Annotated in this window: 12 protein-coding genes and 1 riboswitch; of the genes, 8 read left to right on the top strand and 4 right to left on the bottom strand. The window is 67.7% G+C overall.

The features are described 5' to 3' along the window. The first annotated feature begins 57 nt into the window (after positions 1–57). From malQ to LJE69_RS03885, 6 genes are all read left to right on the top strand, one after another. Positions 58–1533, top strand: a complete 1476-nt coding sequence (gene malQ / locus LJE69_RS03910; RefSeq protein WP_296921695.1) for a 4-alpha-glucanotransferase — start codon at positions 58–60, stop codon at positions 1531–1533. Between the two features lie 321 nt (positions 1534–1854). Then, positions 1855–3057, top strand: coding sequence for a BtaA family protein (locus LJE69_RS03905; protein WP_296921692.1), 1203 nt, complete (start codon positions 1855–1857; stop codon positions 3055–3057). A gap of 53 nt (positions 3058–3110) precedes the next feature. Further along, the gene (locus LJE69_RS03900; protein WP_296921690.1) at positions 3111–3857 is read left to right on the top strand and encodes a class I SAM-dependent methyltransferase; all 747 of its coding nucleotides are present in this window, start codon (positions 3111–3113) and stop codon (positions 3855–3857) included. A 633-nt stretch (positions 3858–4490) separates the two neighbouring features. Continuing rightward, a complete protein-coding gene (gene egtB, locus LJE69_RS03895; RefSeq protein ID WP_296921687.1) occupies positions 4491–5837 on the top strand; it encodes an ergothioneine biosynthesis protein EgtB in 1347 nt (448 codons plus the stop codon). After that, positions 5834–6820 (top strand): L-histidine N(alpha)-methyltransferase, encoded by a 987-nt coding sequence (gene egtD / locus LJE69_RS03890; RefSeq protein WP_296921685.1) that lies wholly within the window; start codon positions 5834–5836, stop codon positions 6818–6820. The genes egtB and egtD overlap by 4 nt, the downstream gene beginning before the upstream one ends. A gap of 749 nt (positions 6821–7569) precedes the next feature. Continuing rightward, entirely contained in the window at positions 7570–8217 is a 648-nt protein-coding gene (locus tag LJE69_RS03885; protein WP_296921683.1) for a hypothetical protein, read from the top strand. A 373-nt stretch (positions 8218–8590) separates the two neighbouring features. Here the strand turns inward: LJE69_RS03885 and LJE69_RS03880 are convergent, their stop codons facing one another. The 4 genes from LJE69_RS03880 to LJE69_RS03865 form a co-directional block, all read right to left on the bottom strand. After that, positions 8591–9184, bottom strand: coding sequence for a methyltransferase type 12 (locus LJE69_RS03880; protein WP_296921681.1), 594 nt, complete (start codon positions 9182–9184; stop codon positions 8591–8593). A 260-nt stretch (positions 9185–9444) separates the two neighbouring features. Beyond that, the gene (locus LJE69_RS03875; RefSeq protein WP_296921679.1) at positions 9445–9930 is read right to left on the bottom strand and encodes a WbuC family cupin fold metalloprotein; all 486 of its coding nucleotides are present in this window, start codon (positions 9928–9930) and stop codon (positions 9445–9447) included. A gap of 4 nt (positions 9931–9934) precedes the next feature. Next, positions 9935–13816: a PAS domain S-box protein gene (locus tag LJE69_RS03870; protein WP_296921677.1), complete on the bottom strand. Its 3882-nt coding sequence runs from the start codon at positions 13814–13816 to the stop codon at positions 9935–9937. 84 nt (positions 13817–13900) lie between these two features. Next, positions 13901–16837: a chemotaxis protein CheB gene (locus LJE69_RS03865; protein WP_296921675.1), complete on the bottom strand. Its 2937-nt coding sequence runs from the start codon at positions 16835–16837 to the stop codon at positions 13901–13903. Positions 16838–17027: 190 nt separating this feature from the next. Next, positions 17028–17370: riboswitch (cobalamin riboswitch) on the top strand. Positions 17371–17560: 190 nt separating this feature from the next. On the opposite strand from LJE69_RS03865, the gene LJE69_RS03860 reads away from it, so the two are divergent. Together LJE69_RS03860 and cobU are read left to right on the top strand one after the other, a co-directional pair. Continuing rightward, a complete protein-coding gene (locus tag LJE69_RS03860) occupies positions 17561–19501 on the top strand; it encodes a TonB-dependent receptor (protein WP_296921673.1) in 1941 nt (646 codons plus the stop codon). A gap of 241 nt (positions 19502–19742) precedes the next feature. Further along, entirely contained in the window at positions 19743–20264 is a 522-nt protein-coding gene (gene cobU / locus LJE69_RS03855; protein ID WP_296921671.1) for a bifunctional adenosylcobinamide kinase/adenosylcobinamide-phosphate guanylyltransferase, read from the top strand. The last annotated feature ends 40 nt before the right edge of the window (positions 20265–20304 follow it).

The raw sequence follows: 20304 nt of genomic DNA, 5'->3' as shown, positions 1-20304 counted from the left end.
CATCCTCGCTTCTCCTGCTCCGGATCGCTTGCACGTTCCCTGATGTCCTCCGACGCGATGTCCTCCCCTGACGTCCTCGACCGGCGCCGCGCCGGTTTGCTGCTGCACCTGACCTCGCTGCCCGGCGCCGGCGCCAATGGCGACCTCGGCTGGGAGGCGCACAACTTCGTCAACTTCGCCGCTGATTGCGGCTTCACGCTGTGGCAGATGCTGCCGGTGGGGCCGCCGCAGGAGAGCGGCTCGCCGTATCAGACCAGCTCGGTGCATGCCGGCTGGGCGCAGCTCATCGGGCTGGAGCCGCTGGCGCAGGCCGGCTGGCTGGAGGCGGCGCCCCCGGCACCCTTCAGCGCGGCCGCCAGGACCCGCGCGCTGCGCCAGGCGCACGTCGGCTTCCAGCAGCACGCCGACGACGCCGCGCGCCGGGAGTTGGACGAGTTCCACGCGCGTCACGCCTACTGGCTGGACGACTACGCGCTGTTCCAGGCCATCCACGACGAGCGCCATGCGCCCTGGTGGGAGTGGCCCAAGGGGCTGCGCTCGCGCGATTCCCGTGCGCTCGGGCAGGCACGAAAGCGCCTGGCGGAGCCGGTGAGCTACCTGGTCTGGGAACAGTTCGTGTTTTTCCGCCAGTGGCAGGCGCTGCACGATCACTGCGCCGAGCGCGGGGTGCTGCTGTTCGGCGACATGCCCATCTTTGTCGCCCATGACAGCGCCGAGGTCTGGGCCCGGCCGCAGGACTTCGACCTCACCGAGGACGGCCACACCCGCAACGTCGCAGGCGTGCCGCCGGACTACTTCTCCGCCACCGGCCAGCGCTGGGGCAACCCGCTGTACCTATGGGACCGGCTGGCCAAGAGCGATTACAAGTTCTGGCTCGACCGTATGCGCACGCAGCTGGCGCTGTTCGACATCGTGCGCATCGATCACTTCCGTGGCTTCGAGGCGTTCTGGGAGATCCCCGCCGATCAGGAGACTGCCATCCATGGCCGCTGGGTGCCCGCCGGCGGTGACGCGCTGTTTGCCCGGCTGGAGCGGGAGTTCGGCCGGCTGCCGCTGGTGGCGGAAGACCTCGGCATCATCACGGACGCGGTGACGGCGTTGCGCAAGAAATACCGCATGCCTGGCATGAAGATCCTTCAGTTCGCCTTCGGCAGCGGCGCGGACAACCCCTATCTGCCGTTCCGGCACAGCCGCGATGCCGTGGTCTACACCGGCACGCACGACAACGACACCACCCTCGGCTGGCACCAGTCCTTGCCGGAGGCTGAGCGCGCCGAGGTGGACGACTACCTGGGCCAGCCGGGCGAGCCCATGCCTTGGCCGCTGATCCGCACGGCGCTCGGCTCACGCGCCAACCTGGCGATCCTGCCGATGCAGGACGCGCTGAGCCTGGACGGCGAGCACCGCATGAACACCCCCGGCACGGCGGAGGGCAACTGGACCTGGCGCTTTAGCTGGGAACAGGTCACGCCAGAGCTGCCGGCCCGGCTCGAGCACCTGGTGCAGTTGTACGGGCGCGCGCCGGAGAATTGAGCGTGCAGGGCCGGGCGGGGTTCGCGGGCGCTGTTCCTTGCCGCCATTGGGCGCAGTCGGAGGATGTCGCCGCGATCATCCCCCCTGCTCATCCAACCTCCTACTGAGCCGTCCACCTTTGCGATGCCCAAAGGGGCAGGATCGGCGCATGTCCCTGCGCTCATCCGCGCTGCTTGCGGCCGGCGGCGACGGGCGCATGACGGCGACGTCATGGGGCCGACGCCGAGGATGCGAAAGGATGTGCGCGGCAGATCGCCACACGATTGTCATGTTTTTCCGGTAGGCTGGTCCGATTGACCTCACACGCGAGACGCACGGCCCATGGCAGTAAAGGCGAAGGCCACACTGGCGGACAAATTCGATCAAAAGGTCTTCGACGCCATCTACTCCCGCGCCCTGGTCTACAACACCTGTTGGGAAGATCCGGCGGTGGACCGCCAAGTGCTGAATATCGGCGCCGACGACCGCCTGCTGGTCATCACCAGTGCCGGCTGCAACGTACTGGACTACGTGCTGCTGGGGCCGGAGCAAGTTCACGCCGTAGACGCCAACCCGCGGCAGAACGCGCTGCTGGAGTTGAAGCTCGCGGGCATCCGGCGGCTGGAGTTCGATGACTTCTTCGCCGCCTTCGGCCGCGGCTACCACCCGCGCTTCGAGACGCTCTATCGCCGCGAGTTGCGCGCCGGGCTCTCGCCCTTCGCCCGCGGCTTTTGGGACAAGCGGGTACGCTGGTTCGGCAACCCCCGCGGCAGCTTCTACTTTCACGGCCTGTCCGGCATCGTTGCCAAGACCTTTCACGGCTATCTGCGCATGCGTCCCAGGCTCGCCGCAAGCATCGACGACCTCTTCGGCACCCGCTCGCTGGACGATCAGCGCCGCATCTACGATGATCGCGTGGAGCCGCTGTTCTGGACCCCCGGCGTCAATTGGACCCTGTCGCGGCAGTTCACCATGAGCATGCTCGGGGTGCCCCACCCGCAGCGCAAAGAGGTGCAACAGCAGCACGAGCGCGGTGTCGCGGGCTTTATTCGCGAGTCCGTCGAATACGTGTTCCGGCAACTGCCGGTCTGGACCAATTACTTCTGGATGGTCTATATCCGCGGTGGCTATACCGAGCAGTGCTGCCCGGAATACCTGAAGCCGGACAATTTCACCGCGCTGAAGGGCGGGTTGGTGGATCGCATCTCGCTGCACACGGCCACCGTGGCGGAACTGCTCAGCGAAAGCGACCGCAGCTATTCCAAGTACGTGCTGTTGGATCACATGGACTGGATGAGCTCGTACCACCCGGGCGCGCTGGCGGAGGAATGGGCGCTGATCCTGAAGCGCGCTCGCGCCGATGCCCGCATCATTTTCCGCAGCGCACATGCCGCACCCGCCTACCTGGAGAGCCTGGAGATCGGCCCCGAGCGAGCGCCTCTGCACGAGCGGCTCAGGTTCCATCCGGAGTTGACGGCGGCGCTGCAACCACAAGACCGCGTGCACACCTACGCGGGCTTCCACGTGGCCGACGTGCTGGCTTGACGCGCAGCGTCGGCCGACCCCGTTCACTGATCCTGCCCGACCTCCTGATTCGCATGTCCTTCACCGGCGACGCCCATGTGTTGTGGTCCATGCTGCGCGGCCAGCCGCGCAGCGGCAGCCATGCCGAGCGGCTCGCGGCCTTCTACGGGCCGCAGGCGAGCCAGTACGATGCCTTTCGTGAGCGGTTGCTGCACGGGCGCGCGGAGATGATCGGCAGCCTGACGGACGCCCTGATGGAGAGCCGCGGCAGCCTGGATGGCGCCCGTGTCGTGGAACTGGGCGGTGGCACCGGGCGCAATCTGCTCTTTTTCGGCCCCGCGTTGGACGCGCTTGGCCGCGTGGACCTCGTGGATCTCTGCACGCCGCTGCTGGCCGAGGCCCGCGGGCGCTTCTTGGACCGGAAGCAGGTCCACGTCACCGAGGCCGATGCCTGCACCTGGCGGCCGGACGAGCCCGTCGATGCCGTCTACTTCTCCTACGCGCTCACCATGATCCCGGACTGGCGGGCGGCGCTGGACAACGCGCTGGCGATGCTGAAGCCGGGCGGCGTATTGGGCGTCGCGGACTTCTACGTGTCGGACGCCAAACCGCCGGCCGGTCTCGTTCGGCACGACAGCTTCACCCGCCTGTTCTGGCCACGCTGGTTCGCCCACGACGGCGTGCGCCCATGCCCCGACCATCCGCAGGCGTTGCGGGAGCGCCTGCCGGCGCACCGGCTGTGGGAATCCATGGCGCCCGTCCCTTATCTGCCGCTGCTGCGGGTTCCGTACTACCGCTTCATCGGTCGCCTGCCGCACTGAGTGCTTCCGCCGTGCGGGTGGGGGCAACCCTGTCCAGGCTGGTGAAGCAACAGTGCACAAGTCCTGACACCGTCTCAGGTCGTTGTCGTGGTCGTGGTCGTAATCGACTACCCGACCACGACCACGACCACGACCACGATCGCTGCTCGGACTGCGAGAGCGATGCTCATGACTCGTCGGTCTGAGGCAACGCCTCCCTAGTGCACCGGCGCGGACATGCCGAGACCGCTCGCGGTGTCTAACCGTGTTGCCCCATGTCGCCCTGGAGGGCGACACACCCGGGCGCGGCCGCCGTCGCGGGTTGAAATCCCGTTGTCCCCCGCCATGCTCGTCGGGCAAGCCGAACGCACGCTTCAGCGACCATGCGCCAACCGCCCGCGATCCAACCCAGAGCCCGAGCCGATGGCACCGCGAATGCGTTGCGGCAAACCGTCGTCGCCCTCGCGCCCGGCCACGTCGCCATGAACGCCGTTCGCGGTCAGCCGCGTGGTCGGCCGCGGCGAACAACCCAAGCGGCCTGACGCCGCTCCGGTCACTCAGCCACGCACAGAACCACAACAGCCCGCCGGCCGGTGCCCATGTGTCCGGCCGCGACGTGGCACGAGCCGCAAGCAGCGCCCCCGGGAGGATCCGATGCAGCAACCCATTTCCGCCGATGCAGCGACCGTCGAGTCCGCCAGCGCCAGCCGCCCGCCAAGCGATGACGGCGCTGCCGGCCGCGAGCGGCTGGCGACCGACTACCGTCGCGTCCGCGGGCTGAGCGAGCAGCTCTGCGAACCGCTGGCCATCGAGGACTACGTGTTGCAGTGCGCCGTGGAGGCGAGCCCGCCGCGCTGGCACCTGGCGCACGTGTCCTGGTTCTTCGAGACCTTCCTGCTGCGGCCGTACCTTGGCGGCTACCGGGTCTTCCACCCGCGCTTCGAGTACCTGTTCAATTCCTACTACGAGCAGACCGAGACCGGCTTCTGGCCGCGGCCTGAGCGCGGGCTCCTGTCCCGCCCGACAGTGGCGGAGGTCTACGACTACCGCCATCACGTGGATGCCGCCATGGCCCGACTCATCGCCGATTGCCCGGCAGATCTGTGGCCCGGCGTGGCGGAACGGCTCGCCATCGGTCTCAATCACGAGCAGCAGCACCAGGAGCTCCTGGTGACCGACATCAAGTACAACCTGGCCTACAACCCACTGCGGCCGGCCTATCGCGAAGACCTGCCGCAGTCGCCGCCGGCCGAGCCGGACGCCCTCGGCTTCGTGCCGTTCGACGGCGGCATCGTCGAGATCGGTGCCGACGTGGCGGGCGGGTTTGCCTACGACAACGAGTCGCCGCGCCACCGGATACTGCTGGCGCCGTACCGGCTCGGCGACCGGTTGGTGACCAATGCCGAGTACCTCGAGTTCATCCAGGACGGCGGCTACCGCAATCCGGCGCTCTGGCTCGCCGACGGCTGGACCACGGTGCAGCGGCAGGGCTGGCGGGCGCCGCTCTACTGGGAGCAGGGCGACGACGGCTGGCAGCAGATGACCCTCGGCGGGCTGCGGCCGCTACGCCCCGCCGAGCCCGTGTGCCACGTCAGCTACTTCGAGGCGGACGCCTTCGCGCGTTGGGCCGGCAAGCGACTGCCGACGGAGGCGGAATGGGAGGCCGCTGCGGCGGGTCGGCCGGTGGCGGGCAACTTCGTCGATAACGGCCGGCTGCACCCGGCGCCGGCGGCACCGCGCCACGGAGACGGCGAGCTGCGCCAGTTCTTCGGCGACTGCTGGGAATGGACCGCCAGCGCCTACCTCGCCTATCCAGGCTATCGCGCGCCGGCCGGGGCGCTCGGCGAGTACAACGGCAAATTCATGAGCGGTCAAATGGTGCTGCGCGGCGGCTCCTGCGCCACGTCACACGACCACGCGCGCGCCAGCTATCGCAACTTCTTTTATCCCCACGAGCGCTGGCAGTTCAAGGGCATCCGGCTGGCGGAGGACCTGTCATGAACGCACCGATGTCGAATTTGTCGGACTCTACCAGCAGGGTCCATTTCCATGACCTCAAGCCCACCCCGGCGGACATGCGCGCCGAGGTGCTGTCCGGGCTGGCTCTGCCGCAGAAGCGCCTGTCACCCAAGTTCTTCTACGACGCCGCGGGCTCGCGGCTGTTCGATGCCATCTGCGAGCTGCCGGAGTACTACCCCACCCGCACCGAGATCGGCATTCTGCGTCGCCACGGCGCCGAGATGGCGGCGCGGCTCGGCCGCGATGCGCTGCTCATCGAACTGGGCAGCGGCTCCAGCCTCAAGATCCGCACCCTGCTTACCGCGCTCAGGCCCGCTGTCTACATGCCGGTGGACATTTCCGGCGAGCACTTGCTGCGCTCGGCGCAGGACCTCGCGGCCGCCTTCCCGGGGCTCATCATCCACGCCGTCTGCGCCGACTACTCCGCCGCCTTCGTGTTGCCGGTGGAGCACCACGAGCACCCGCGGGCGGCCTTTTTCCCGGGCTCGTCGATCGGCAACTTCGAGCCGCCGGCCGCCACGCGGTTCCTGAAGCGGGTGGGGGAGGTGCTCGGCCCCGGTGGCCGCCTCCTCATCGGCGTTGACCTCGTGAAGGACATCCGGCGCCTGGACGCCGCCTACAACGATGCCGACGGCGTCACCGCCGCCTTCAACCTCAACCTGCTGACACGCATCAACCGCGAGCTGGGCGCGGACTTCGACTGCGGCGCCTTTCGCCACGACGCCTTCTTCGATGTGGGGCAGAGCCGCATCGAGATGCACCTGGTGAGCACCCGCCCGCAACGGGTGCAGGTGGCAGGCCAGGCGTTCGACTTCGCCGAGGGCGAGACCATCCACACCGAGTGCTCGTACAAGTACCGCGTCGACGGCTTCCATGCCCTCGCCGCCGAGGCAGGCTTCATCGCCGAGCAGGTCTGGACCGACGCGGACGCGCTCTTCAGCGTGCATTGTTTGGTTTGGGGCTGAGCGATCAGCCGCCTGTCTGCCGGGGGGGGCAGCGCCGTGCTTCGGCGGGGCGTCCTGACACCCGCCCTAGCGAATACGCACGCCCGTGCACAACGTGGGGCTAAGGACGATCGGGCTGCTTGGCCCTATGCCCCCGCTGCCGCGACCGACACCCGTGGAAAGCCAACGTTAACCACAATCTGCGCCAATCTCCGCCCTTAGGGACGGTGGAACGCCGCATTGGCGTTGACGCTGGCGGCGTGGGCTTGGTCGTTGCCCCGAAAACGGCAAAAGCAGGACTCGACTCGTTCTTCCCTTACAGGGAATGAAGAGTGTTTTCTCGTTCTTGTGAAAGTACTTACTTTGCTAACACGTAAGATTTCTCTTTGCACAGCCTAAACAAAAACCTAGAGACGAATATAGGTGATTGCGCTCATATACTTATAGTCATTTCTACTGGCGGCAATTTGGTAGACAAAAATGCTCAACAATGTTTGCGGAAACGTCTAACCTTTGCCCAAACATGAGGAGATGTGGTTGTTCGATTACGGACGACGACTACAGCCTGGGAATGCGAGTCGCGCCGTGTACTTGCTGAGTATCCGGCGCGACAACTGACCAGCCGTTACCGAGAGGCGGTCTCATCATCAAGGTCTTGCCCGCGCGCCCGCCCGGTTCAGCGCCGCCACTCTCGCGGCAATCGTCTTGCGCCAGTCGCTATGTCAGTTCCACAACTGTCTGCGCTGGCCAATCAATTGGAGAACCGCACCATGTCGACATTCAAGATTGTCATGATTTCTCAGTGCTTTGCGTTGGCTCTCGCCGCATCCGGCGGCGCACTTGCTCAATACAATTATGATAATCCGAGCGAATCTGAGCCAAGCACGGGGGGTGCTTGCGAGTACGACCAGGACGGATACAACCAGGAGGGGTACAACAAGTATGGGTACTACAAGGATGGGTACCACAAGGACGGCTACGACCAGGACGGGTACGACATCTGCGGGTACGACAGGGAGGGCTACGACAAGGACGGCTACGACAAGGAAGGCTACGACAAGGACGGGCATTATAAGGATGGGTACGACGCGGAAGGGTACGACAAGTACGGGTACAACATGGAAGGCTACGACAAGGACGGGTACTACCGGGACGGGCATCACAAGGATGGTTACAACCAGGACGGGTACGACATGTACGGGTACGACATGAAGGGATACGACAAGGAGGGGTACGACAAGGACGGTTATGACAAGGACGGACACCACAAGGACGGGTACGACGCGGCCGGATACGACGTATACGGGTACGACAAGTGCGGGTACGATATGAACGGGTACGACCGGCAAGGGTACGACAAGGACGGGTACGACAAGGACGGGAACCCCAAGTATGCGTGCGAATCGTCGCAGAGCTAGTGTGATGCCGAAGCAAGGGGCCAGGCTCGACGTTCACTGAAATGCGCCTTCCCGGGTGCCGACTGAGGTCGGCGTACCCGGGGGGACTGCATGCGAGCGAACGCACTCGATGAGTGCACGACCGAGGCAGGGAGGGCGCGGAGGAAGAAGGCTGATAGCCACAACCCAACCTCCGTGGACTTCCTGCCTCCGCGGTGAATGCTTGCACGGTCTCTCTGGCGTGGGAGCAAGCAGCGATGCACGGGCGTCGCGTGGCGGGGGCGCGGAACCTGATGCCGGGCGCCACGGGAGCGAAGCAGGGACGCGCTCGACGAGCTGGCCCCCGGAGCAAGAAGAGCGGGAGCGCGGGGCACTACAGGCCCAGCGACCTCGTTCAGGCCGCCGCCTTCGCCCAGCGGAACACGCGCATCGGCGGAAAGTTCATCAGTTCGGTACCGATCTCTGGCTCGCCCAAGAAGGGTTGGGCCAGCGCCGCGACGCGAGGGTTGAACTGGTAGGCGACGAAGCGGCCGGCGGCGGCGAGGCAGTCGCTGGCATCCGCTAAGATGTGCGCCCCCATGTCCTGGGGCATGGTGGAGAAGGGGATGCCGGAGACGATGGCGTCCGGCAATCCCAGGCCATGGGCCGCTGCGATCTCGCGGATATCCGCGGCGCTGCCGAGGTGCGCGATGAGCCGCTCGTCCTCGATGTGGGCCAAGTGGGCGTGGAAGATGGGATTGATCTCGATGCTGAGTAGCCGCGCCTCAGGCTGGAGCGCCCGCAGCATGGCCCGGGTCATGCCGCCCGTCCCGGGTCCCAATTCGACCACGACCTTGGCCGAGGCGATGTCGGCTGCCGCAACGACCCGCCGCTCCAGAAAGGAGGAGCTCGGGATGATGGCTCCGATCTGGAGCGGGTGCTGCAAGACCTGCCGCGCGAAGACCCAGTGGCCATTGGCGCGCTTGCGCAACGTTTTCTGGATTGACATGCAAGGTTTCCCGTGGGTGATACAACGGTCGGTGCACCCGCAGAGGGGCGCCGGGCTCAGACCACCACGCTCCCACTCGCGCCATGTTGCGATCGTGTCGCGATCGGTGAATGATCGCGCCTGTCCGAACGCTGGTCACGGATTATGACAGATGGATGACGGTCAAGATGATGACGGTGTTGCCATGTCGGCTCACGCCCACCCGACCAGACGCCGACAGCGCGAAACAGGGAGCCACGGCTGCTGACGCACTCCGCACTTCAAACTCCAAATTTCTCCCCAACCCTCGCTCGCAACATCCATCGCACAGCGACCCCAGCCGCGTCGTCGCCTTCGGCTGGCGACCAGGGTGCGAAGTCGGACTCGGCCGTCGCCACGAACGGCCCCTCCTTGCATTCGAACAGCACGGTGTCGGGGGCGAGGCAGACGAGGGCGTGCCAAACCCCGGGTGGGGTTTCCAGGCCCTTGGCGCCGCGGTGGGCGCCGGCCTCGTGGCGGGCAGTGACGCGGCCGGTGTCGTCGAAGGCGAGCCAGGCGGCGGCGCCCTTGAGGACGAGCATGAGCTCCCACTTGGACGGCCGGGTGTGGCGGTGGGGGCGGAAGTAGCTGCCGGGCTGGACGGCGATGAGCATGCGTTGCACGGCCTCCGCGTGGGAGTCGTGCAGCAGGTGGTGCACCCGCCGGCGCGGGTGATCATCGGCGCGCGCGCAGAGGTTGTCGAGGAGGTCTTTGTCGATGAGCTTCATGGGCTCAGTACCGCGCGCGACCCGGCCGCGGGCTCCGGTTGAAGGGGGCGCTGGCAATGAGTTGGTGCGCCGGCATGGGCTTGCCGAACAGGAACCCCTGCGCCTCGGCGCAGCCCTCGCGGCGCAGGAATTCGGCCTGGGGCTCGGTCTCGACGCCCTCGGCGATCACTTCGAGCCCGAGTCCGTGACCCAAGGCGATGATGGCGCGGGTGATGGCGTCGTCGTTGGCGTCCTGGGTGAGCTGATCGATGAAGGATTTGTCGATCTTGAGCCGGTGGATGGGCAGCCGCTTGAGGTAGGCCAGCGACGAGAACCCGGAGCCGAAGTCGTCCACGGCAATGGTTATCCCTAAGTCGCGTAGACCCGCCAGGTTGGCGATAACCTGGTCGGCGTGCCGCATAAGCATGGACTCGGTGACCTCCAGCTCCAGGCGGTCCGGCTCCACGTGGGTGCGCGCCATGATGGCCTGGACCTCTTTCACCAGTCCGGGGCGCTCGAGCTGCAGCACCGACAGGTTCACCGCGAGCCGCGGCACCAGGAAGCCGTGGGCGTCCCATTCGGCGAGCTGCTTACAGGCGTGCTCCAGCGCCCAGTAGCCGAACTCGACGATGAGCCCCAGTTCCTCGGCAATGGGGATGAAGCGCGACGGGGAGATTTGCCCATACTCGGGATGGTGCCAGCGCAACAGGGCCTCGGCGCCGTGCATGCAGCCGTCGGCGAGACGCACTTGCGGCTGGAATTCCAGCGTCAGCTCACTGCGCGCCAGGGCGCCGCGCAGCGCGTTCTCGAGCTTGAGCCGCTCCACCGCACCCTCGGTCATCTCCGGTTTGAAGAAGCGGTAGGTGTTGCGGCCCTGGTCCTTGGCCCGGTACATGGCGACGTCGGCGTTGGCGAGCAGGGCGTCCATGTCCTCGCCGTCGGCGGGAAAGACGCTGATGCCGATGCTTGCGGTGATGTGCAGTTCCCGCCCCTGGGCGGCGAAGGGCTGAGTGAAGACGCCGAGCAGCCGCCGCGCCAGGTGTGCTGCGGCGTCGGGATGGCCGATGTCCTCCAGCAGCACGACGAACTCGTCGCCGCCGAGCCGGGCAATGCTGTTGTTGCCGCCCACCTGCTCGGCCATGGCGTCGGCGACACTCTGCAGCAGCGCGTCGCCGACCGGGTGGCCGAGGGTGTCGTTGACGTTCTTGAACAGGTCGAGGTCCAGGAACAGCAGCGCGAGCATGCGCCCCGCGCGGGCGGCGCGCGGCAGGGACTGCTCCAGCCGGGCGCGCAGCAGGGTGCGGTTGGCCAGCCCGGTGAGGGGGTCCTTGTGCGCGAGGTCGTACAGCGCCTGCTCCGAGCGCTTGAGCTGCGTGATGTCGCTAAAGACGCCGATGTAGTTCATGAGCCGCCCGCCCGGGTCGTGCACGGCGCTGATGGTGCTGAGCTGCGGATAGATCTCGCCGTTCTTGCGTCGGTTCCAGAACTGCCCACGCCACTGTCCGGTGCGGTTCAGGGATGCCCATAGGGCCTGGTAGAAGCTCTCGTCGTGGCGGCCGGATTGCAGCATGCGCGGATCCTGGCCGAGCGCCTCCTCTTCCGAGTAGCCGGTGATCTCGGTGAAGGCGCGGTTGACGGCGACGATGTGCCGCTCGGCGTCGGTGACGACGATCCCCTCCATGGTGTTCTCGAACACGGTATGCGCGCGGGCCTCACGCAGCGCGGCGGCGCGGCCCTCGGTGAGGTCGTACCAGATGGAAAACAGCGCCCGCTCGCCTTCCAGCTCCGCGGGAATCAGCGTCACCTGCACTAGGCGTACGCTGTCGTCGGCGCCCAGCAGCTCCCAGTCGAAGCGCTGCACCTCTCCCCTGTCCGCGGCGGCGCTGATGCGCGCCTGCTTGTCTGCGCTGCGCTCGCCGTCCGGTTGTCGCTCGGGGGACAGCTCTGCCGGCTGTTTGCCCAACAGCCCAACCTGGTCCTCGTAGCCGAGCAGCCGCACGGCCGCGGCATTGAAGGACGTGAACACGCCCCCCTGGAGGATGGCCATGCCCTCGCCGGCGGATTCGTACAGCGCGCGGTAGCGGCGCTCGCTCTCGCGGCGCGCGCGCTCGGCGGCGCGCTGCTCGTCGATGTCGGCGACCATGCTGATGGCGAAGTTGCCGCCCTCGTCTGGATCGCGCAACAGGGCCACCGTCAGGCGCCCCCAGACGGTGCGGCCATCCTTACGCAGGTAGCGGTTGTCGCGGGTGTAGCTGCCGCGCCGGCCGGCGAGCAAGTCCGCGTAGAGCCGGGATTCCTTGCCGATCTCGTCCGGGTGGGTGTAGTCACGAAAGCTCATGCGCCGGAGCTCGGCGGCATCGTAGCCCAGGAAGCGCTGCAGCGCGGCGTTGGACATGACCACGCGCTCGTCGCCGTCGACAACGGCAATGCCGACGGGTGCGGCATCGAACACGGAGCGGAAGCGGGCCTCGCTGGCGCGCAGGGCATGGTCCGCGGCGACCCGGGCACTGATGTCCTGGACGCTGCCGCGCAGCGCCACGACGTGGCCGTCATCGTCGCGCACCGCCTCACCAGTGGTCTTGACCCAGCGCTCGTTGCCGTGGGCGGTGGTCAGCCTGAGCTCGAGCGCATAGGGCGTGCCGTCCTGCGACGCGGTGCGGATCGCCTGCGCCAGGCGTGGCCGGTCCTCCGGGTGGTAGAAGGCCAGGGTCTTGCGGACGGTGGGCACGTAGTCGTCGTCCACCTCGTGCAGCTCGCGTGTGACCCGGGTCCAGAGCAGGGCTTGGGTGTCCGTGCGGAGCTCCCAGCCGCCGACGCTGGCGAGGCGCCCTGTGGCGTTGAGCAGTGCCTCGCTGCGCGCCAGGGCCTCGCGTGCCTCGTGGCGCTTGGTGATGTCCCGGTTGACGCCGCGCCGCCCCAGGAAGCGTCCATCCGGCGTGCATACGGGCCGGCACACGTGCTCGATCCAGCGCACCTGCCCGTCGTGGCTGCGGACGCGGAACTGCAGTCGGCCGAGGTCGTGGTGGTCCACGTCGTGGGCCTCGTCCATGTGCGCTTGCCAGGTGGACAGGTCCTCCGGGTGGACGATGCGCTCGAACAGGTCAGGCTCCTTGCGGAACGCTTCGGCGCTGTAGCCAGTTACCTCGAAACAGGCGGGTGAGACATAGATGAAGCGCCGGTCGGGGCCGTACCAGTAGTCCCACTCGGGGCTGAAATCCGCCAGCACACGGTAGCGTTCCTCGCTGCGCTCCAGCTCGTCGTAGGCGCGGGCCAGGGCATTGCGCTGGCGGATGACCTCGGTCTGGTCCACGATGGCGCAGACGAACCGCTCTGGTGCGTTGTCGTTGTCCGAGGGCAGCCGCGCGAGGTGCAGGTCCGCCTGGAAGCGGTCGCCGTCGGCGGCGGTGAAGCGCACCTCGGTGAGGGCCTCGGCCTGGCTGCGCTTGGCCCGGTGGAAGGCGGCTGCCACGGCGGCACGGTCGTCTTCGTGCACGAGCCGAACCAGGAAGTACTGGTGGGAGCGGATGTCCCGCAGCGACAGGAGATCCCGAGCCCGGGGATTGGCCTCCAGGACCAGCCCGTAGTCGTCCACCACCAAGCCCGCCATGGGCAGCTCGGTGAACAGCGTGGTGTAGCGGGCGAGTGCCGTGAGCGCCCGCTGCTCGCTGGCGCGCAGCTCCTCGTTCTGGAGCTCCAGCTCCGCCTGGTAGACGCGCAGGTTTTCCACCAGCGTGGGGATATCCAGCTTGCCGTCACTCAGTACCTGCTCCACCAGGTCGAAGTGGCCGGCGCGCAGCGCCTCCAGCGCGCGCGTGCGCAGCGCTGTCGCCGCCGCTCCCCCTGCTGACTCCTGCTGCTCGGGCTCGGCTGCCCGTTGTCGCGCATCGGGCGTCTCAGTCGTTGTCATGGCTGGCGTCCTGCGCCGGCGAAACCGGCGCGGGTGACGGTCTGGGGTGGCTCCAGCGCGTCGTCTTCGGTGGCCTGCCTGCGCTCAGTCCCGCTCGCCCGGACGATACCACTGGGTGATGTCGACATGGCTCACGACCATGCCGCCGTTGCCGTGCACGATGGGCGCGGCGTGCATGGCGAACCAGCGCGTGCCGTCGTCGCCACGGTATGGATAGATCATCGCGAATTCCTCGCGCTCGCCGCTGATGAGCGTGTCCAGGCCGGCGCGCAGCTCGGCCTCCTGGCGGGCGTCGAAGCCGGCGTCGCCGGCCCATGCCTCGGGGTAGCGGGCGCCGATGCCGCCGGAGGCGTTGTGTGTGGCGGCGAACTCGCGCCAAGCGCGGTTGATCAGCTTCACCTCGCCGTCGTCATCCAGCAGGGCCACGTGCTCCGGCAGCGAATCGAGTACTGCCTGCAGGCGCTCGGCGTCGCGCAGGACGGTCACATCCACGAAGGTTGCCACCGCGCCGCGTGCCTCGTGCTCGCGCACGGCGTAGGGCAGCACGCGTAACAGGTACAGCCGGCCATTGGCGGCGCGGATTTCGCGCTGGGTCATCTCGCCATCGGCGATGGTGCGCTTGAGCTCCACCACGAACTCAGGGTAGTCCAGCAGGTTGGTGAAGTCTTCGATGGAGCGGCCGAGGTCGCCGTCGCGGATCTTGAACAGGCTGGTGGCCTCCGGCGTGAAGCGGGTGAGCAGCAGGTTCGAGTCGACGAAGATGGTCGCGATGGCCGCCGCCTTGGCCATGTTGTCGAGGTCCGCGTTGAGGCGGTTCAGGATCTCGATCTTCTCCTGGTTCTCGGCGTTGACCGTGTACAGCTCTTCGTTGACCGACTGCAGCTCCTCGTTCGAGGATTGCAGCTCCTCGTTCGAGGCCATCAGCTCCTCGTTGGTGGCCTGAAGCTCCTCGTTGGCGGTCTCCAACTCCTCGATGGTGGCCTGCAGGCTCTCGCGGGTGGCGGCCAGCTCCCGCTCCAGGGTCTGCACGCGCTCGACGTGCTCCTGGTCCATGTTCATGGTTTCGATGGCGCCGGCCAGCGTGACGCCGTTGTCCAGCGGTGTCGCATCCGGCTCAAAGGACAGGAGCAGATGCGGCTCGCCCTGGTCCAGCGACACGCTACGTGCCACCAGCCGCAGCCGTTCCGTGGTGCCGTCCGGCAACTGCATGCTGAGCAGGTCCGAGCGCAGCGGCTCGTGGCCGCGCGCGGTCTTGTGCAGCAACGCCTGCGCCACCGGCGCCAGCGTCGGCGGCAGCAGCTTGGCGAGGTCGAGCGTGACGGCGCCCTCGCCGATGCGCAGGTAATGGCTCACGTCGCCGAAGACGTGCATCAGCTCCTGGTTGGCGTTGAGCAGCAGGCTGGTGGGGGCGTAGGAGCGCAGCAGCACGGACTCGCCGGCCTCGATGGCGGCGGCGTCGGTGAGGCGGCGATCACGCGGCGTGTGCCGGCGCTGGTGCGGCGCGGCGCCGGCGAGCCGGGTGAGCTGCGAGGCGCCGGTGTCCAGCGGCAGCGCCACGTGGCGCAGGATGCGGAACACCTTGGCCTTGGAGTTGACGGCGGTGAAGTCGGTCTGGAGCTGCGCCAGGGTCTCGCTGGAGCCGAGGAACAGGAAGCCGCCGGGGGCGAGCGCGTATTGAAGCCTTCTCAGGGCTCGCTCCTGCGCCTCGGTGCGGAAGTAGATGAGCAGGTTGCGGCAGGACACTAGGTCCATGCGCGTGAAGGGCGGGTCCGAGAGCAGGTTGTGGCGGGCGAAGACGATGTTCTGGCGGATCTCGTTCTTGATGACGAAGTGGTTGCCGCGCTTGTAGAACCACTGCTCCAGGCGCTCCGGTGACACCTCCGTGGTGATGGCCTCGGAGAAGACGCCGGCGCTGCCGAAGTCCACGTTGTGCTGCTCGACGTCCGTCGCGAAGAGCTTGATCGGCGGCCAGCGCCGCGCCCGCGCGCAGGCCTCGGCGAACAGGATGGCGATGGAGTACGCCTCCTCACCGGTCGACGCGCCGGGCACCCAGATGCGGATGGGTTGGTTCTCGCCGCGCTCCTTGACGATGGTGTCGATGGCGGTCTGCGCCAGCACCTCGAACGCGACCGGGTCGCGGAAGAAGCTGGTCACCGGGATCAGCAGCTCGCGGCGGAGCGCGTTGAGCTCGGTGCGGTCGCCCTCCAGCAGCCGCGCGTAGTTCTCCAGGTCCGGCACGTGGCGCACCTGCATGCGCCGCTCGATGCGGCGCATGACCGTGGCCGGCTTGTAGTCGCGGAAGTCGATGCCGCCCTGGTGCTGGAGCAGGTGCATGGTCTCTTCCAGCGCGCTCTGGCGGTCCGTGGCGATGCCGTCGTCCGCCGGGCGGATGCGCGGGCGCGGCGCCTGGCTGATGTGGTCCATCACCCGCGGCCCTAGTTCCTCCGGGGGCAGGATGCCGTCCACCAGGCCGGTGGCGATGACGCTGCGCGGCATGCCGTCGAACTTGGCGGACTCGGGCTCCTGCGCCAGCAGCAGGCCGCCCGCGTCGTTGATGGCCACAGCGCCGCGGGTGCCGTCGGAGCCGGTGCCCGAGAGCACCACGCCGATGGCGTACTTGCCGAACTCCCGCGCTAGTGCGGTGAAGAAGAGGTCGATGGGTAGGGTGAGTCCGCGCGGGTTCTTCGGGCTCAGGCGCAGCTGGTTGCGCGAGACGCTCATGACGCTCGCCGGCGGGATCAGGTGGACCCGGTCCGGCTTGATCTCCATGCCGTCCTCCACCGTCACCACCGGCATGCTGGTGTGCCTGCCGAGCAGGTTGCCCATCATGCTCTTGTGGTCCGGCGACAGGTGCTGGATCACTACGTAGGCGGCGCCGGAGCGGGCCGGCAGGCCATGGAAAAAGCGTTCGAGTGCGTCGAGCCCGCCCGCCGACGCGCCAACGGCGACGACATAGAACTTGGCTTCGGCCGGGGAATCCTCGGTGTGCGGTAGGCTGGCGCCGTTGCTGGTGTCGGGCATGGGGAGACTGCTCTGAGCGTTGTGTCCAGCGTTATCTCGGCCGATTGTACGCCATTGCGCAGCTCTGGCCCGTGCGGCATGGCCCGACGCGCGCGGCATCAATGCCGGTACTTGCGGTAATGCGATCGAGCGCGCCGCTTGATCCGCGTCAACCGTAGGAATTTGCATCGCCGCGTCGCAAGACTTCAGAATATGCCGCTTTCCAGTGGGTGCCCCGGCCGTTTGTCAGTTCAGGCTGCGAACGGTGGCGGGGTTGAACGGGAAGCCGGTCCAACGTGCCGGACCCGGTTGTGGACGCCCTCTGGGAGCCTGGCACAGATTGGGTTCCCGTGCTGTCCGCGACCGCCGTCCACGCCGTGATGCCGGCGCTGCCCCCGCAACGGTGGGCGAGTCAAGCCGCGACGAGATGCCACTGCGGCCACCGGGCCGTGGGAAGGCGTCGCGGCCGGGATGCCTGAGGGTTGGCGCAGACGGGCGCCAGGCGGCACCCCAGCTCGCGAGCCCGGATACCGGCCCGCTGGATGCTCGCGGCGTCGCGGAGGGCGGGGTCGGTGTGCCGGTGCCGCTCGCGCGCCCGTTGCTGCCGTCGTGCTCCCGTGCGAGAGCGCGACCCGCCGCGGACCCCGCCTTCGTCCATCGTCCACGCCGCCCGAATTCGCCTCAATCTCCCGGCGCCTGTGTCCACACGAGCCCCAGCGGGTGAGCGGGGCGGGGAGGCGTTCGATGTCAGACTCTCAGCAGGGATGCCGCCGGTATCTCCCAAAGCATCCGCCAAAGGGCACTTTGTTCAGTGTCGTGCTCGCATGCGCCGTGCCGTGGCCGCTCGGCGCCGCGGCAGCGGCCGTTGACGGTGCGGCGGGGGATGTGCCGAGCTTCGTCGAGGACGTTACCAATGTGGAACCGGTGGTGGTGACCGCCACCCGCACCGCCGAGACCGCCGATGAGACGCTGGTGCCCGTCAGCGTTGTCACCCGCGAGGAGATCGAGCGCACCCAGGCGCGCAGCACGGTGGACCTGCTGCGCGGCCTGCCGGGTGTGGTGCTGTCCAACTCCGGCGGCCCCGGGCGAGTCACGGATCTGTATCTGCGCGGCACCAACGCCAATCAGGTGTTGTTCCTGGTGGACGGCATCAAGGTGGGCTCCGCCACCACCGGCCAGACCGAGTTCCAGAACCTGCCCGTGGACCAGATCGAGCGCATCGAGGTGGTGCGCGGCCCGCGCTCCAGCCTCTATGGCTCCGAGGCCGCCGGCGGCGTGGTGCAGGTGTTCACGCGCCGTGGCGGCGGACCGCTTCGGCCCTTCCTCAGCACCACCGCCGGGCGCTATCAGACCGCGGGCATCGCCGGCGGCATCCGCGGCGGCGGTCAGCACGGGCGCTTCAGCATCTCCGGCAACGTCGACCAGAGCGAAGGCTTCGATGCCTGCCGCGGGCGCGGCTTACCGTACTTCGACGGTTGCGGCACCGATGAGCCGGACAGGGATGGTTACAGCAACCGGGGCGTCAGCGCCGCCGCCGGCTACGACTTCGGCGAGCGCGCCAGCGCCGACTTGAGCTTCCTGCGCGCCGAGAGTCGGGTGGACTTCGACGGCGCCTACCAGAACCAGGCCGACAACGTGCAGCAGGTGGCGGGCGCCCGGATCCTGCTGCGCCCGCTCGGGTTCTGGGACCTGGAGCTCAGCGCCGGGCGCAGTTGGGATGAGCAGCAGAATGCCAAAGACAGCGTGTTCATGAGTCAGTTCGATACCCGCCGCGACACGCTCGGCCTGCAGAACGACTTCGCCATCGGCGCCGACCAACTGCTCACCATCGGCGTCGATTACCTGCGCGACAAGGTCACCGGCAGCGTCGACTACAGCGTAAGTTCGCGCGACAACACCGGCGTCTATGGCGAGTACCAGGGCCGGTTCGGCCCCGCCGCCATCAAGGCGAGCCTGCGCCACGACGACAACGAGCAGTTTGGCGGCCACGGCACCGGCGACCTGGTGCTCGGTTACGAGGTGCTGCCGAGCCTGCGTGTCACCGCCGCCTATGGCACCGCCTTCACGGCGCCCACCTTCAACGACCTGTACTACCCGGGCGATGCCTTCTTCGCCGGCGGCAATCCGGACCTGAAGCCGGAGCAGACCCGCAGCGGCGAGTTGGGCCTGGCCGGGCGGCTCGCGCGGCTGGACTGGTCGCTCAATCTGTTCGAGATCCACGTCGATGACCTGATCACCCTGGTGCCTCCCACCTACCTCGCGGAGAACCTCGACCGCGCACGCATTCGCGGCCTGGAGACCGTGCTCTTCGGCCGCGTGCTGGACACCGACGTCTCGGCGAGCCTCACGTTGCTGGACCCGCGCAACGACTCCCCCGGGCCCAACGACGGCAAACTGCTGCCGCACCGCCCGCAGCAGACCTTCCGGCTCGACCTCGACCGCAGCTTCGGCCGCGTCGGCGTCGGCGGTACGCTGTTCGCCGCCGGGCGGCGCTTCGACGACCCGGCCAACGCCGTGCGCCTGGCCGGCTACACCCTGCTCGACCTGCGCGCGTCCTTCGCTTTCACCGATGCGCTCAGCATCCAGGCGCGGCTGGAGAACGTCTTCAACGAGGAGTACGAGACGGTGGCGTACTACAACCAGCCGGGGCGGGGGATTTATGTGACTTTGCGGTATGAGCCATGAAAATGAGGAACTACTGGCTAGGGGCTGGGGGCTAGTACCCCGTTTCAGCCAATTTTGCAGGCGCCAACCCGGGTGAGGCCGGAGCAGAGGAACCGGGTCGAAGTCTCTGCTCGTGGTCGTGGTCGGATGCTCGACAACGACAACGACAACGACCACGACAACGACAACGACAACGACAACGACAACGACAAAGAAATCGACGTTAGAAGAAACGCCCCTAGCCCCTAGCCCCTGATTTCTCATGCATACCTTGATCCTCGGCGGTGTCCGCTCCGGCAAGAGCCGCCTCGCGGAGCGGCTGGCCCGCGAGTCGGGCCTGGCCGTGACCTATATCGCCACGGCCAGGCCGTCGGATGACGAGATGATTGCGCGCATCGCCGCGCACCGGGAGCGCCGGCCGGCGGACTGGCGGCTGGTGGAGGAGCCGCTGGCGTTGGTGGACACCCTGCGTCGGGAGGCCGCCGACGGCCACTGCCTGCTGGTGGAGTGCCTGACCCTCTGGCTCAGCAACCTGCTGTGGGGCGAGGACGAAGAACAGCTCCAGCGCGAGCTGGCGGCGCTGCCGAGCCTGCTGCCCGCGCTTCCGGGCCAGGTGATCTTCGTCGGCAACGAGACCAACCTGGGCGTGATTCCAATGCACGCCCTCGCACGCCGGTATTGCGACCTCGCCGGGGTGCTGCACCAGCGTCTCGCCGCCGTCTGCGGCGCCGTGTACTTCACCGCCGCCGGCCTGCCGCTGGCGCTCAAGGGGCCGCCGGTCTAGGGCGGCACCGAATATTGCAGACTCGCACGGAAAGCGCCGA

It is taken from the genome of Thiohalocapsa sp. (assembly GCF_022340605.1).
GTDB lineage: Bacteria > Pseudomonadota > Gammaproteobacteria > Chromatiales > Chromatiaceae > Thiohalocapsa.
Note: the sequence above shows the minus strand (reverse complement) of the source record. Positions and strands in the feature narration are given on the sequence as shown.

What these genes read in the sequence shown, in the direction of transcription:
- LJE69_RS03860 (WP_296921673.1), top strand. Translation starts at nt 17,561, where the DNA reads ATGTCAGACTCTCAGCAGGGATGCCGCCGGTATCTCCCAAAGCATCCG.
- malQ (WP_296921695.1), top strand. Translation starts at nt 58, where the DNA reads ATGTCCTCCCCTGACGTCCTCGACCGGCGCCGCGCCGGTTTGCTGCTG.
- LJE69_RS03905 (WP_296921692.1), top strand. Translation starts at nt 1,855, where the DNA reads ATGGCAGTAAAGGCGAAGGCCACACTGGCGGACAAATTCGATCAAAAG.
- LJE69_RS03870 (WP_296921677.1), bottom strand. Translation starts at nt 13,816, where the DNA reads ATGACAACGACTGAGACGCCCGATGCGCGACAACGGGCAGCCGAGCCC.
- cobU (WP_296921671.1), top strand. Translation starts at nt 19,743, where the DNA reads ATGCATACCTTGATCCTCGGCGGTGTCCGCTCCGGCAAGAGCCGCCTC.
- LJE69_RS03875 (WP_296921679.1), bottom strand. Translation starts at nt 9,930, where the DNA reads ATGAAGCTCATCGACAAAGACCTCCTCGACAACCTCTGCGCGCGCGCC.
- egtD (WP_296921685.1), top strand. Translation starts at nt 5,834, where the DNA reads ATGAACGCACCGATGTCGAATTTGTCGGACTCTACCAGCAGGGTCCAT.
- egtB (WP_296921687.1), top strand. Translation starts at nt 4,491, where the DNA reads ATGCAGCAACCCATTTCCGCCGATGCAGCGACCGTCGAGTCCGCCAGC.
- LJE69_RS03865 (WP_296921675.1), bottom strand. Translation starts at nt 16,837, where the DNA reads ATGCCCGACACCAGCAACGGCGCCAGCCTACCGCACACCGAGGATTCC.
- LJE69_RS03900 (WP_296921690.1), top strand. Translation starts at nt 3,111, where the DNA reads ATGTCCTTCACCGGCGACGCCCATGTGTTGTGGTCCATGCTGCGCGGC.
- LJE69_RS03885 (WP_296921683.1), top strand. Translation starts at nt 7,570, where the DNA reads ATGTCGACATTCAAGATTGTCATGATTTCTCAGTGCTTTGCGTTGGCT.
- LJE69_RS03880 (WP_296921681.1), bottom strand. Translation starts at nt 9,184, where the DNA reads ATGTCAATCCAGAAAACGTTGCGCAAGCGCGCCAATGGCCACTGGGTC.